Origin of the sequence: Pseudomonas sp. Y39-6 (assembly GCF_023651955.1) — a bacterium.
In the GTDB taxonomy this organism is placed as follows: Bacteria; Pseudomonadota; Gammaproteobacteria; order Pseudomonadales; family Pseudomonadaceae; genus Aquipseudomonas; species Aquipseudomonas veronii.
The window spans coordinates 3,320,843-3,333,845 of the sequence record NZ_CP069594.1 but is presented as its reverse complement, the minus strand read 5'-3'; the positions used below and the strand labels follow the sequence as shown (position 1 = coordinate 3,333,845).

Genomic DNA, 13,003 nt, shown 5'->3' with positions numbered 1-13,003 from the left:
GACTCAGTGTTTACTCGACCAACCGCTGTACGTCGCGACGTTGTCGCGGGTGATCAGTTTGGGCGTGAGCAGCGTAACCGTTTCGGCCGGCGCCTTGTCGTTGAGAAGGTCATTGCCGATGTTCACCGCCGTCTGCGCCATGGCCCATGGGTCCTGGCTGGAGGACGCCTGGATCTGGGTGTCGGTCTTCAGCGCATTCTCGATATCCGGCGCGCCATCTACCGAGGTGATGATGATACCGCTGCGTTTAAGCTGCTTGGCCGCCAGGTCGCTGCCGATGGCCTGGGGGTCGTTGATCGCGAACAGACCGTCGATTTTCGCAAAACGCGTGAGGTAGCCCTGCATCACGTTCAGGCCGCCTTCACGCGAGCCCTTGCCGTCCTGGTCATCGGACAGCACCTTGATCTGCGGCGCAGCGGCCAAGGCGGCCTTGCAACCTTTGACGCGGTCGGTCACGGCGGTCACTTGCGGGCCGTTCTGGATAATCACGTTGCCTTTACCCGCGAGCTTGTCCACCAGGAATTGGCAGGCCAGTTTGCCGGCTTCGACGTTGTCGGTCTGCACGGTCGCGTTGACCCCCTTGGCGTCCACGTCCACCGCCACCACGACGATACCGGCGTCACGGGCTTTCTTGATCGCCGAGGCCATCGCGGAGGGGTCGACGGCGTTGATCAGAATCAGGTCGACCTTGGACGAGATGAAGTTGTCGATCTGCGAAAACTGCTTGCTCAAGTCATAGTCGGCCGACACCGACGTGACCTTGACGCCGGGGTTCAGCTCCTTGGCGCGGGCCGTGGCGCCGTCGGCCAGGGTCACGAAATACGGGTTGCCCAGCGAGCCCATGCTGATGCCCAGGGCTTTCAATTCACGCGCTTCCACGGCTTGGGACATCAGGGCAGCCAAGGCAATGACGGGGAAGATGTGTTTTAGGTTCATGTGGGTCTCTCTTGTGATTGTTGTAGGAGTGAACTCAGGTCCGCGCACCGGACTGGCGATAGCGATCCAGCGCGACCGCGCCGATGATCACGATGCCCTTGATGATGTACTGCCAGATATCCGAGACGCCCAGCAGCACCAGGCCATTGGTCAGTACCGCGATGATCAGTGCGCCGATCAGCGTGCCGCCGATGGTGCCGACGCCGCCGGTAAAGCTGGTGCCGCCGAGGATCACCGCGGCGATCGCATCCAGCTCGTAGGATTGCCCCAGTTGCAGGCCATTGGCGGCGAACAGGCGTGAAGCACTCATCACCGCGCCAAGCCCGGCCAACGCACCGGACATCGCGTAGACGAACAGCAGCACCTTCCACACCTTGATCCCGGAAAGCCGCGCCGCTTCCGGGTTGCCGCCCACCGAATAGATCTGCACGCCCATCACCGTGCGCCGCAGGATGAACCACGACAACGCCACCACCGCGACCGCGATCACCACCAACCACGGCACGCCGAGTATCGAGTCATTGCCGATAAAGGCAAACGGCAGGTCGGGGTTGAACACGGTCTTGTCGTCGGCCAGCAAACGCGCCAGGCCGCGCATGGCGGTCAGCGCGCCGAGGGTGACGATAAACGGCGGCAAGCGCATGAACGCAATCAACCCACCGTTGACCAGGCCCAGCAACAGGCCAAAGCCAATCCCGGCGGCAATCCCGAACATGCCGAACTGCGGCGACATCGAGGCCTGCAACGCCACCACGGCGGACGCTGCGAGGATCGCACCGACGGACAGGTCGATGCCGGCAGTGAGGATCACAAAGGTCATGCCCGCCGCCAGCACCACGTTGACCGAGGCCTGTTGAGTGATGATCGACAGGTTCTGCACCGTCAGGAAGTTTTCACTGGCCAGGGCAAAGCCCACCAGCAGCAGGACCAGTACCGGCAACATGCCGACGCTGCGCATCAGTTCCCTGAGCCGCTCGGCCTTGCCGATTGGCGGGAGGGTCATTGTGTTGTTCGAATCAGCCATGGGCAGCCACCTGATCGCCACCGGTGGCGAGGTCAATAATACGTTCCTGGGAAATGACGTGGCCCGAAGCCCCGCCGACTTCGGCCACCAACTGGCCTTCGCGCATGATCAGCACGCGGTCGCAGGTGCCGATGATTTCCGGCAACTCACTGGAAATCACCACGACGCCTACACCGGCCTGCGCCAGTTGATTGATGATGCGGTAGATCTCGGATTTGGAGCCGATGTCCACGCCGCGCGTGGGTTCGTCGAGGATCAGCACATGCGGCTTGACCTCCAGCAGCCGCGCCAACAAGACCTTTTGCTGATTGCCGCCGGACAACGCGCCGACGTTGACCTTGCCCGACGCCACGCGAATCGACAGCGACTTGATAGCGTCCTGCGAGCGTTGCGCGGCATGCCGTCGATTGAGCACGCCACCGGCATGGGCGTCCGGCACACAGGCGCAGACATTGATGTTGTCGGCCACGCTCATGTCCAGGAACAGGCCCTGGGCCTTGCGGTCTTCGGTGAGGTACACCACGCCGGCGCGGATCGCGTCGGCCGGGGTGCGCAGTTGGGTGACGGTCTTGCCCACCACTTCCAGGGTGCCGCCGGTGCGCGGGTCGGCGCCGAAGATCAGCCGCGCCAGTTCGGTGCGCCCTGCCCCCACCAGGCCGGCGATGCCCAGCACTTCGCCGGCATGCAGGTCGAAGCTGCAGTTGCGCACGCGTTTGCCGTCGGCCATGTCGCGCACGCGCATCACCACCGCGCCAGGGTCATAGGCCGCGTGTTCCTTCTTGTAAAAACCGGAGAGGTCGCGGCCGACCATCATCTTCACCAATACCTCGGCCGACAGCGCGTCGCGAGTCAGTTCGCCGATGTACTGGCCGTCGCGCAGCACAGAAACCCGGTCCGACAGTTCGTAGATCTCAGCCATGCGATGGCTGATATAGATGATCGCCAGGCCCTGGCTTCGCAGCTGTTTGATCAGCGCGAACAGGCGGTCGGTCTCGCGCGACGAGAGCGGCGTGGTGGGCTCGTCCATGACCAGGATCTTGGCGTGGGCATGCAGGGCGCGGGCGATTTCCACCAATTGGCGTTCGGCAATCGACAGGCTGCTGACCCGCGTCGCCGCGGTGAACTCGGCACCCAGGCGTTGCAGCACTTCCACGCAACCGGCCTGCATGCCCTGGCGGTCGATGGTCCAGCCACGGCGCAGTTCACGGCCCAGGTAGATGTTCTCGGCCACGCTCAGGTTCGGGCACAGGCTCAGTTCCTGATAGATCACGGCGATGCCGAGGGCTTTGGCGGTGGCGGGGTCGAACGTGGCGACAGGCTGGCCGGCGATGCGGATGGTGCCGCCCGGGTCGGCCTGGTAAGCGCCGGAGAGGATTTTCATCAGGGTGGATTTGCCGGCGCCGTTCTCCCCCATCAAGGCGTGGATTTCGCCGGGGTAGACTTTCAGGCTGACATTCTTGAGCACGCGCAAACCGTTGAAGGTTTTGCTGATGCCCTGCATTTCAAGCAAGGGTTCGAGGCTCATGACTGAGCTCCTGAATTTATTATTTTTGTATTCGCGCTCCTTGGATCAGAGCCGATCACCACCGACTCTAATCAGATAGATTTGCTTACGCAAGCGCTTGCGTATCCCGTTTGTCGCTTGATGAAACGTTTCATCAAGCGACTTAACCGCAACCTCAGCGTTCTTAACGTTTTGGCAGCATGCGCAGCAAGGTGTTGTCCCGCACCCAATAGTGGTGGAACAAACCGGCGGCGGCGTGCAGGCCGATCAGCCAATAACCGGCGCTGCCCAACCATTCATGCCAGTGCTTGAACTGCCTGGCCAGGTCCGGGTCCGCTGCGACCAGGGTCGGCAAGGAAAACTCGAAATACGGCACCGGTTTGCCTGCGGCGTTGAGCATCAGCCAGGCCAGCAGCGGCGTGACGATCATCAGGCCGTACAACGCCAGGTGCATCAGGTGCGACATGCCCGTCTGCCAGGCCGGCGGGCGCGGCACGATCGGTGGGCGCGGCGTCAGGCGCCCGAGCAGGCGCAGCCAGACCAGCAGGAAAATCCCGATACCGAACAGCGCATGGGCGCCGAGGAACAGCCCCTTGAGTGCGTGCCCGCGGGGCAACAGACCTTTGATTTCGATGCAACCGTACACGCCGACAAACAACGCCAGCATCAACCAGTGCAGAATCATCGACAGCCTTGAGTAGCGCGCTGTCATCAGGTTTTCGCTCATAGAAAAGGCACCTTGTGCAGGGGGTGGGGCCGAACCCGGCCTTGATAAAGTCGCGATCACCCTGCCCGGCTAGTCTTAAGACAATCTGAAGATCGCTGAAACGATCATTTTCAGCACCTTCAGACTTCGTTAAGAAACGCCCTCGATACTCCTCCCAACTTCACTTGGGAGGCATAACGCCAATGCCCAGTATCGATTGGAAGATCCCCCTGCCCCTGCTGTTCGGCCAAGCCGACAGCGCATCGCTGTGCCTTTCCCGAGCACTGCCCCAAGACCCCCAACGCCCGGCCTTCGAAGCCTTCATCCAGCAGCGCTTTCGGATTGCCCACGGTGCCGATATCCGTCATTTCATGCCGCAGCTGTTTGGCGTCAGCCAGGCCAACGGTGAACTCTGCGCCGTCGCCGGGGTGCGCCTGGCGAGCGCCGAGCCGTTGTTCCTGGAGCGCTACCTCGACCATCCGATCGAGCCGCTGATCAGCGCCGCCGCCGCGCAACCGGTAGACCGCCGGGCCATCGCCGAAGTCGGCAACCTGGCCGCCAGCGACACCGGCAGTGCGCGCCTGAGCATCATCGCCATCACCTGGTTGCTGGCGATGGCCGGCCTGGAGTGGGTGGCGTTCACCGGCAATATCGGCCTGGTCAACAGTTTCCATCGCCTCGGCCTGAAGCCCGTCACCCTGTGCGCCGCCGACCCGCAGCGCCTGGGCGATGAGCGCCATCACTGGGGCAGTTATTACGAAAGCCAACCCTGGGTGCATGTCGGCAATATCCGCGCCGGCTTCATCCATCTGCGCAACATGGGCCTGTTCTCGCGCCTGGGGTTGCCGACCACGATTGAGGATGCCAGCCATGTCGCCTGAAACCCGCCGTTTCCACGCTGTTCTTCGCGGCTATGCCGAACGCAATGACGGCGCCGTCGCCCTGTGGGGCGACACCTTGAAGATGGATTACACCGCGCTGTTCGCCGAGGTGACCGCTCGACAGGAACGCCTGCGCGATGAAGGCGTGAAGGTGGTGGCGCTGGCCCTGGACAATGGCATCGAGGCCATGCTGTGGGACCTGGCGATCCTGTTCGAAGGCTTGACCTGCCTGACCCTGCCGCCGTTCTTCAGCCCGACCCAACGCGCCCACTGCCTGGAACAGAGCCACGCCGAGCGCGTGATCGCCGAGCCCTACCTGGACGCCGAATTGCACGCTGGCGGTTACCGCAAAACCGGTGACTTCTGGTGCCGCGCGTTCGACGGCCGCCCTTCAATGCCCCTGGGCACGGCCAAGGTGACCTTTACCTCCGGCACCACCGGCACGCCCAAAGGCGTGTGCCTGAGCGCCGACAGCGTACTGCGGGTGGCCCGCGAGTTGTACCAGGCCAGCCATGCCAGCGACCCGCGCCATCACCTGTCATTATTGCCGCTTGCCATCCTGCTCGAGAACCTGGGTTGCTACGCCGCGCTGTATGCCGGCGCCACCTTGAGCCTGCCCAGCCAGAAGAGCCTGGGCATCCAGGGCGCCAGTGCGGTGGATGCCGCGCAATTGCTCGGTTGCCTGGCGGTGCGCCAACCCCACAGCCTGATCCTGGTTCCGCAGTTGCTGCTGATGCTGGTCATCGCCGCCGAGCAGAAAGCCTTCAACCCGCAAGGCCTGCGCTTTGCCGCGGTGGGCGGTGCGCGGGTCTCCAAGGCCTTGCTGCTGCGCGCGCAGCACTTGGGCGTGCCGGTGTTCGAAGGTTACGGCCTGTCGGAATGCGCCTCGGTGGTGTGCCTCAACCGCCCCGGCGCCCAGCGCGCCGGCAGTGTTGGCCAGCCGCTGCCCCATGTGGAGATCCGCCTCGCCGAAGACAACGAGGTGCTGATCAAAGGCTCGACCTTGCTCGGCTATCTGGGCCAGACCGAACAGCCCGAACAATGGTGGCCCAGCGGTGATCTGGGCGCGTTCGACGACGACGGTTTTCTCTACCTCAAAGGCCGCAAGAAGCATCAGTTCGTCACCAGTTACGGGCGCAACGTCAACCCGGACTGGGTCGAGGCCGAACTGACCCAGGGCGGCGCCATCGCCCAGGCCTTCGTCTATGGCGAAGCCCTGCCGCAGAACCACGCGCTGCTGTGGCCTCATCGCGCCGACTGCTCCGACGCCCAACTGGCCGCCGCTGTGGCCCTGGCCAACAGCGGCCTGCCCGACTACGCACAGGTGCATCGCTGGACGCGCCTGGAAGAACCGTTCACCGCCGCCAACGGCTTGCTCACCGCCAACGGCCGGCCACGGCGTGACGCCATCGTCGCGCGTTATCAATCCCAACTTGCCCCTGCACTCAACGAGGAAACTTCATCGTGAACTTTTTCGACACACTGCAAGACGCCACCCAACAAGAACGCCAGGCCCTGTTCAGCCTGCCGATCATCCGTGATGCACTGGAAGGCAAGGTCAGCCTGGAGAGCTACCGTGAATTCCTCGCCCAGGCCTACTACCACGTGCGCCACACCGTGCCGTTGATGATGGCCTGCGGTGCGCGCCTGCCCTCGCGCCTGGAGTGGTTGCGCAAGGCAGTCAGCGACTACATCGAGGATGAATATGGCCATGAGCAATGGGTGCTCGATGACATCGAGGCCTGTGGCGGCGACCGCGACGCGGTACGTGACGGACGCCCGGGCTTGCCCATCGAGCTGATGGTCAGCTACCTCTACGACCTGATCGCCCGTGACAACCCGGTCGGCCTGTTCGGCATGGTCAATGTACTGGAAGGCACCAGCATCGCCCTGGCCACCCACGCCGCCGGCAGCATCCGCGATCACCTGCAACTGCCGGAGACGGCGTTCAGCTACCTGAGCTCCCACGGTGCCCTGGACATCGGGCACATGGAAACGTACCGCCGCTTGATGAACAGCCTGGACGACCCCGAAGACCAGGCCGCCGTGATCCGCGCCTCCAAAGTCGTGTACGCGCTGTACACCGACATGTTCCGCAACCTGCCGCGTAGCGGGGAGGCTCCCCATGCGCCTGTCTGAAGCCCGTGTGGTGCTGACCGGCGCCAGCGGTGGCATTGGCCTGGCGATTGCCACCGCACTGTGCGCCAGTGGCGCGCATGTGCTGGCCGTGGCGCGTCATCGCGAACCGCTGGAAGCCTTGTTGGCGCAATACCCGGAACAACTGTGCTGGGTCGGCGCCGACCTGACCTTCCTCAACGACCGGCGCAAGGTGCTGGCCGCCGCGCAAGCCATCGGCGGCGTCAACCTGCTGATCAACGCAGCCGGGATCAACCACTTCGCCATGCTGGAACAGCTCGACGAAAACGAGATCAACGGCATGCTCGCGTTGAACATCACCGCGCCGATCTGCCTGACCAAGCTGCTGCTGCCCATGCTCAAGCAAGCCGCGAGCGCGATGGTGGTGAACGTCGGCTCCACTTACGGCTCCATCGGTTACCCCGGCTATGCCACCTACTGCGCGACCAAGTTCGCCTTGCGCGGGTTTTCCGAAGCCCTGCGCCGGGAACTGGCCGATACGCGGGTCGGCGTGTTGTACGTCGCGCCGCGTGCCACCCATACGCGCATGAACAGCCCCGCGGCGCAAGCCTTGAACGATGCGCTCAAATCCAACGTCGACGACCCGCACAGCGTGGCCGCCGCGGTGATCAAAGCGATTGCCAACGACCGCCGCGACCTTTACCTGGGCTGGCCGGAGCGCTTTTTTGTGCGCCTCAACAGCCTGCTGCCGAACCTGGTCGACCGAGGCTTGCGCAAACAACTGCCGCTGGTCCGCCGCCTCAGCGATAAACCCGTGAAAAAGGATCTGAACCCATGAAACGCCTCATCGCCGCGCTGCTGCTCACCGCCCTGAGCCCACTCACCTGGGCGCTGGACAGCGCCGACCAGCAACGCCTGACCGAGATCCAGACACGCTGGGCCCATATTCAATACAACTTGCCCGAGGAACAGCGCACCAAGGCCTTTGAGCAACTCGCCGCCCAGGCGACAGCCTTCACCCAGGCGCGCCCTCAAGCGGCCGAGGCCTGGATCTGGTCCGGCATCGTCAGCAGCAGCTGGGCCGGTGCCCAGGGCGGGCTTGGCGCGTTGAGCAAGGTCAAGGCGGCCAAGGTCGACCTGGAAAAAGCCCTCGCCCTCGACCCCAAGGCCCTGCAAGGCTCGGCCTACACCAGCCTCGCCGCATTGTATGATCGGGTTCCCGGCTGGCCGATCGGCTTCGGCGATGCCGACAAGGCTGACCAGTTACTCAAACAGGCCTTGCAACTGAACCCGACGGGCATAGATAGTCTGTATTTCTGGGGGGACCACCTGTACCGGCAGAAACGCTACAGCGAAGCCCGCGAGGCCCTGCAAAAAGCCTTGCTCGCCGCTCCACGGCCGGGCCGGGAAACCGCCGATGCCGGACGGCGCAAAGAGATCGAAAGCGTGCTGGCCGACATCAACAAAAAACTCAACTGACAGGAGTCCGCGTGCGCCTATTACTGATCGAGGACGACGAAGCATTGGGTGAAGGTATTCACCAGGCGCTGGTGCGAGAGGGCTACACCGTTGATTGGCTCAAAGATGGCAGCAGTGCATTACATGCACTGCTCAGCGAAACCTTTGACGTGGCGGTGCTCGATCTCGGGCTGCCGCGCATGGATGGGCTGGAGGTGCTGCGCCGCTTGCGCGACAGCGGCTCGAACCTGCCGGTGCTGATCCTCACGGCACGGGATGCCACCGAAGACCGGATCGCCGGGCTGGACGCCGGCGCCGACGATTACCTGATCAAGCCCTTCGACCTGGCCGAACTCAAGGCGCGCCTGCGCGCGTTGCTGCGCCGCAGCGCCGGGCGCGCACGGGTGATGATCGAACACGCGGGCATCTGCCTGGACCCGAGCACGCAACAGGTCAGCTACCACGGCGAACCGGTGCTGCTCACCCCCAAGGAATACCAACTGCTGCACGAACTGCTGTCGCCACCGGGCCGCGTCATGACCCGCGACCAGTTGATGCAGTTGCTCTACGGCTGGAACGAAGAAGCTGAAAGCAACACCCTGGAAGTGCATATCCATCACCTGCGCAAGAAGTTCTCCAGCGAGCTGATCCGCACCGTTCGCGGCGTCGGCTATCTGGTTGAGGAGCGCGGATGACTTCTATACGACGGCGAACCCTGACCCTGATCATCGGCCTGCTGCTCGTCGGCCTGCTGCTGATCAGCGCGCTCAACCTGCATGACAGCAACCACGAAATCGCCGAAGTCTATGACGCGCAACTGGCGCAGAACGCCCGCCTGCTCCAGGGCGTGATGAGCATGCCGCTGGCCAGCCAGGACCAGGAAGACCTGTACCGCGCGTTCAACAAAGCCTTGGGCGAAGCGATGCCCAAGGTGGATGGGCACCCCTACGAAAGCAAAGTCGCCTTCCAGGTGTGGAACCCCAAGGGCGAACTGCTGGTGTTCACCGCCAGCGCCCCGTCATTTGTCCCCGCGCCCACCCAGCCGGGCTTCAGCAACGTCGAAGACCTGAACGGCCGTCAATGGCGCGGCTTTGTGCTCAAGGACAAGGACAACGGCCTGCGGATCTGGGTGGGCGAGCGCGACGACGTGCGCGCCGACCTGGTGCAACGCATCGTGCGGCATACCTTGTGGCCCAACGTGCTGGGCAGCCTGATTCTCGCGGCGATGGTCTGGCTGGCGATCGGCTGGGGCCTCAAGCCCCTGGCCGACATGGCCGCCACCCTGCGTGCGCGGCATTCGGGCTCGCTCGAACCGATGCAACTGACGCCGCTGCCCACGGAGCTTGAGCCGATGCAGGCGGCGCTCAACCGCATGCTCGCGCAGATCCAGGAAATGCTCGGCCGCGAACGGCGCTTTATTGCCGATGCGGCCCATGAAATGCGTACACCATTGGCGGTATTGCGCGTGCATGCCCAGAACCTGCTGGAAGCCGGCACAGAAACCGAACGGCGCGAGTCCCTGGCCTTTCTGATCGCCGGCGTCGACCGTACCAGCCGCCTGGTCAACCAATTGCTGACCATGGCGCGCCTGGAGCCCAGCGCCGGGCAACCGCCGCTGCAGGCCGTCGACCTGGCGACAACGGTGCGCGAAACCTTGATTCAGTTGACCCCGTGGCTGTTGAGCAAAGGCCTTGAGCTGGTATTCGACGTCGAGGATGGCCCGTGCCCGGTGAATACCGATACCGCCGCGATCAATATCGCCCTGACCAACCTGGTGACCAACGCCGCGAATTTCTCCCCGGAACACGGGGTGATCACCGTGGGCTTGCGCAAGAACGCCATGCGTTTTGCCCTTACCGTCGACGATCAGGGCCCTGGCATCGACGAAAACCAGCGCGAGCGCCTGTTCGAACGCTTCTACAGCCGTGGCAATGCCCAAGGCGCAGGCCTGGGCCTGACCATCGTACAAACCATCGCCCAACGCCTGGGCGGCCAGGTCAGCCTGGAAAACCTGGCGGCCGGCGGCCTGCGGGCGACCCTGGAAATCCCTGCCTGACGGAGCATCAGCCGGCCCATGTGACCAGCCACATCGCGCCGACCAGCAAGACCTGGCCGACGATCACATACACCGCGAAGTGACGACCGCCGCTGACCCCGGCCACCACGCACTTGCTCAGCGCGTTGCAACTGACCGCGAGCAACACCGGGATGGACGCGGCCCCCAGGGACAACTGGCCGCTGGTGGCCAGGGCCGCGATCGACGCGATGGACGCGTGGGCATCGGCAAAGCCACTCAGGGTGGCAGTCAATATCACGCCGACCTGGCCGAAGTGATGGAGCATCAGCGACGACAAGAAGGTAATGCCGGTCAGGGTCACGACCATGATCAGCGCCAGCTTGAGGTCGAATGCGCCGCCCACCTTGATGGTTTGGCTGGCCGCCGCCGTCGGCGCGTGCCACATCAGGCACACACCGTACAACGCGGTGGTGGCAAACCCGGCGAGCAGCGGCCAGGCCATCTGCGACAGCAGCGCCGGTTCCACGGTGCCGAGGATCAGCGCCGCCTGGGCCACCGTCGCAATATTCGAGAAAATGGCCGCCGCCGCGAGGATGCGCAGGTGCTCCGGCTCTTTGGCGACCATCTGGCCCATGGCAGCAACGGTCACGGTACTGGAGGCGAACCCCGAAGCAATGGCGCTCACGACGTAGCCATAACGTGGTCCCAGCGCGCGCACCGCCACATGCCCCACCGCGCCGACCGCCATCAACAACACCGTCAGCGTGCAGATGGTGCGCGGGTTCAGCGCGCCGTAGGGGCCGATAAAGCGATCCGGCGCCAACGGCAGGACCACCAGCGCAACGACCAACAGCAACAGGCCGTCGCGCATTTCCACATCGGTCAATTGACTGCGAGCAAAGTTGTGCAACTTGTCGCGATAGGCCAGCAGGCCGGCCACCACCACGCCGACGGCCGTGGCCAGTTCGGGAGCGACCCCACACCAGGCGCCCAGCAGCAGCACCGTGAGCAACGCCACTTCACTGGTGATCCCCGGGTCGTTGTCCCGGCTCTTCCAGTAAGCGGTACTGACGATCACAGCCAGACACCCGGCGATCAGGCCCAGCAACAGGCCACCGCCGACTTGCTGCGAGACGTAGCCCAATAACGCGGTAATCGAATAGGTGCGCAAACCGGCAAACGCGCGCAACTCGCCCTGGCCCTTGTGGCGTTCGCGCTCAAGGCCGATCAGCATGCCGATGCCCAGCGCCGCGGCGGCACCGGCCAGCCCGAGGGTTTGCGTCATTTACAGGCGCCTTCAGGGCGTGATCGCGACCTTCATGACACCGTCGCGCTGATGGGCAAACAGCTCATAGGCGGCCTCGATATCGTCGAGCTTGAAACGGTGCGTCACCAGGGGCGACAGATCCACCCCGCCGCTGGCCACCACGGCGAGCAAACGGCGCATGCGTTCCTTGCCGCCAGGGCACAGGGTCGACACGATGCTGTAATCCCCCAACCCCGCGCTGAACGCGTCGTAGGGAATGCGCAGGTCGCTGGAGTAGACCCCCAGGCTGGAGACCCGCCCTCCCGGACGCAGCACGCGCAATGCCGACTCGAACGTACCCTGGGTCCCCAGGGCCTCGATCGCCACATCAACCCCACGGCCGTCGGTGATGGTCATGATCTGCTCGACCACATTGCCTTTCTTGAAGTCGACGATATGGGTGGCGCCCAGGCTGCGGGCGACGTTCATGCGCTCGCTGACGCCATCGACACCGATGATCATCGACGCGCCTTTGAGCCGGGCGCCCGCCACCGCGCACAGGCCGATCGGCCCGAGGGCGAAGACCGCGACGGTGTCGCCGATGGTCACCTCACCGCGCTCGGCGCCGGAAAAGCCGGTGGACATGATGTCCGGGCACATGAGCACTTGTTCGTCGCTCAGCCCATCGGGAATCGGGCACAGGTTGGCCAGCGCATCGGGGACCAGCACGTATTCGGCCTGGCAGCCGTCGATGGTATTGCCGAACTTCCAGCCGCCGGCCGCGCGAAAGCCATGCCGGGTGTCGGGGCCGTCCTGGGAGCCGCAGCCGCACAGGCAGGCATAACTCTGCCCGCTGGGCGTGATGGCGCCGGCGATCACCCGCTGCCCCTCAACGAAACCACGCACCTGGGAGCCCAGCCGCTCGATCACGCCCACCGGTTCATGGCCCACGGTCAGCCCTTTAGCCACCGGGTACTCACCGCGCAGGATATGCACGTCGGTGCCGCAGATGGTCGTGGTGGTGATACGCACCAACGCGTCCAGCGGGCCGACTTCGGGGATGGGTTTGTCGTCGAGGACGATGCGGTTTTTTTCAACGAAGACAGCTGCTCTCATGGTTGCCACGGCGTGACC

At 64.2% G+C, this 13,003-nt stretch carries 13 protein-coding genes; 7 read left to right on the top strand and 6 right to left on the bottom strand.

Features of this window, described 5'->3' with window-relative positions; all coding sequences use genetic code 11:
- Positions 1–3: 3 nt before the first annotated feature.
- The 4 genes from JN756_RS15165 to JN756_RS15150 all read right to left on the bottom strand — a co-directional run bounded on the left by JN756_RS15165 (position 4) and on the right by JN756_RS15150 (position 4,191).
- Positions 4–936 carry an ABC transporter substrate-binding protein gene (locus tag JN756_RS15165; RefSeq protein ID WP_057004076.1) on the bottom strand — a complete coding sequence of 311 codons (933 nt, stop codon included), beginning with the start codon at positions 934–936 and terminating at the stop codon, positions 4–6.
- A 34-nt stretch (positions 937–970) separates the two neighbouring features.
- The gene (locus tag JN756_RS15160) at positions 971–1,939 is read right to left on the bottom strand and encodes an ABC transporter permease subunit (RefSeq protein WP_086005473.1); all 969 of its coding nucleotides are present in this window, start codon (positions 1,937–1,939) and stop codon (positions 971–973) included.
- Between the two features lie 13 nt (positions 1,940–1,952).
- The gene (locus JN756_RS15155; protein WP_108524059.1) at positions 1,953–3,485 is read right to left on the bottom strand and encodes a sugar ABC transporter ATP-binding protein; all 1,533 of its coding nucleotides are present in this window, start codon (positions 3,483–3,485) and stop codon (positions 1,953–1,955) included.
- Between the two features lie 163 nt (positions 3,486–3,648).
- Positions 3,649–4,191, bottom strand: coding sequence for a cytochrome b (locus tag JN756_RS15150; protein WP_017845739.1), 543 nt, complete (start codon positions 4,189–4,191; stop codon positions 3,649–3,651).
- Between the two features lie 182 nt (positions 4,192–4,373).
- Here JN756_RS15150 and JN756_RS15145 point away from each other — a divergent pair, with 182 nt between their 5' ends.
- From JN756_RS15145 to JN756_RS15115, 7 genes are read left to right on the top strand one after another with little or no spacing between them, the layout of a single operon-like run.
- The gene (locus JN756_RS15145) at positions 4,374–5,051 is read left to right on the top strand and encodes a thermostable hemolysin (RefSeq protein WP_057004074.1); all 678 of its coding nucleotides are present in this window, start codon (positions 4,374–4,376) and stop codon (positions 5,049–5,051) included.
- Entirely contained in the window at positions 5,041–6,519 is a 1,479-nt protein-coding gene (locus tag JN756_RS15140) for an AMP-binding protein (protein WP_057004073.1), read from the top strand. Before JN756_RS15145 ends, JN756_RS15140 begins: the two co-directional genes overlap by 11 nt.
- Entirely contained in the window at positions 6,516–7,190 is a 675-nt protein-coding gene (locus JN756_RS15135) for an iron-containing redox enzyme family protein (RefSeq protein ID WP_046383364.1), read from the top strand. Before JN756_RS15140 ends, JN756_RS15135 begins: the two co-directional genes overlap by 4 nt.
- On the top strand, positions 7,177–7,986 hold the full coding sequence (locus tag JN756_RS15130; protein WP_046383363.1) for an SDR family oxidoreductase: 810 nt from the start codon (positions 7,177–7,179) through the stop codon (positions 7,984–7,986). Before JN756_RS15135 ends, JN756_RS15130 begins: the two co-directional genes overlap by 14 nt.
- Positions 7,983–8,627 carry a tetratricopeptide repeat protein gene (locus JN756_RS15125; RefSeq protein WP_046383362.1) on the top strand — a complete coding sequence of 215 codons (645 nt, stop codon included), beginning with the start codon at positions 7,983–7,985 and terminating at the stop codon, positions 8,625–8,627. Before JN756_RS15130 ends, JN756_RS15125 begins: the two co-directional genes overlap by 4 nt.
- Positions 8,628–8,638: 11 nt before the next feature.
- Complete coding sequence (locus tag JN756_RS15120; RefSeq protein ID WP_017845733.1) at positions 8,639–9,301, top strand: response regulator; 663 nt, start codon at positions 8,639–8,641, stop codon at positions 9,299–9,301.
- On the top strand, positions 9,298–10,662 hold the full coding sequence (locus JN756_RS15115) for a sensor histidine kinase (RefSeq protein WP_046383361.1): 1,365 nt from the start codon (positions 9,298–9,300) through the stop codon (positions 10,660–10,662). Before JN756_RS15120 ends, JN756_RS15115 begins: the two co-directional genes overlap by 4 nt.
- 7 nt (positions 10,663–10,669) lie before the next feature.
- Here the strand turns inward: JN756_RS15115 and JN756_RS15110 are convergent, their stop codons facing one another.
- Positions 10,670–11,908, bottom strand: coding sequence for an MgtC/SapB family protein (locus tag JN756_RS15110; protein ID WP_108524054.1), 1,239 nt, complete (start codon positions 11,906–11,908; stop codon positions 10,670–10,672).
- Positions 11,909–11,920: 12 nt separating this feature from the next.
- Positions 11,921–12,994, bottom strand: a complete 1,074-nt coding sequence (locus JN756_RS15105; RefSeq protein ID WP_090234857.1) for an NAD(P)-dependent alcohol dehydrogenase — start codon at positions 12,992–12,994, stop codon at positions 11,921–11,923.
- Between the last annotated feature and the right edge of the window lie 9 nt (positions 12,995–13,003).

What these genes read in the sequence shown, in the direction of transcription:
- JN756_RS15165 (WP_057004076.1), bottom strand. Translation starts at nt 936, where the DNA reads ATGAACCTAAAACACATCTTCCCCGTCATTGCCTTGGCTGCCCTGATG.
- JN756_RS15160 (WP_086005473.1), bottom strand. Translation starts at nt 1,939, where the DNA reads ATGACCCTCCCGCCAATCGGCAAGGCCGAGCGGCTCAGGGAACTGATG.
- JN756_RS15155 (WP_108524059.1), bottom strand. Translation starts at nt 3,485, where the DNA reads ATGAGCCTCGAACCCTTGCTTGAAATGCAGGGCATCAGCAAAACCTTC.
- JN756_RS15150 (WP_017845739.1), bottom strand. Translation starts at nt 4,191, where the DNA reads ATGAGCGAAAACCTGATGACAGCGCGCTACTCAAGGCTGTCGATGATT.
- JN756_RS15145 (WP_057004074.1), top strand. Translation starts at nt 4,374, where the DNA reads ATGCCCAGTATCGATTGGAAGATCCCCCTGCCCCTGCTGTTCGGCCAA.
- JN756_RS15140 (WP_057004073.1), top strand. Translation starts at nt 5,041, where the DNA reads ATGTCGCCTGAAACCCGCCGTTTCCACGCTGTTCTTCGCGGCTATGCC.
- JN756_RS15130 (WP_046383363.1), top strand. Translation starts at nt 7,177, where the DNA reads ATGCGCCTGTCTGAAGCCCGTGTGGTGCTGACCGGCGCCAGCGGTGGC.
- JN756_RS15125 (WP_046383362.1), top strand. Translation starts at nt 7,983, where the DNA reads ATGAAACGCCTCATCGCCGCGCTGCTGCTCACCGCCCTGAGCCCACTC.
- JN756_RS15115 (WP_046383361.1), top strand. Translation starts at nt 9,298, where the DNA reads ATGACTTCTATACGACGGCGAACCCTGACCCTGATCATCGGCCTGCTG.
- JN756_RS15110 (WP_108524054.1), bottom strand. Translation starts at nt 11,908, where the DNA reads ATGACGCAAACCCTCGGGCTGGCCGGTGCCGCCGCGGCGCTGGGCATC.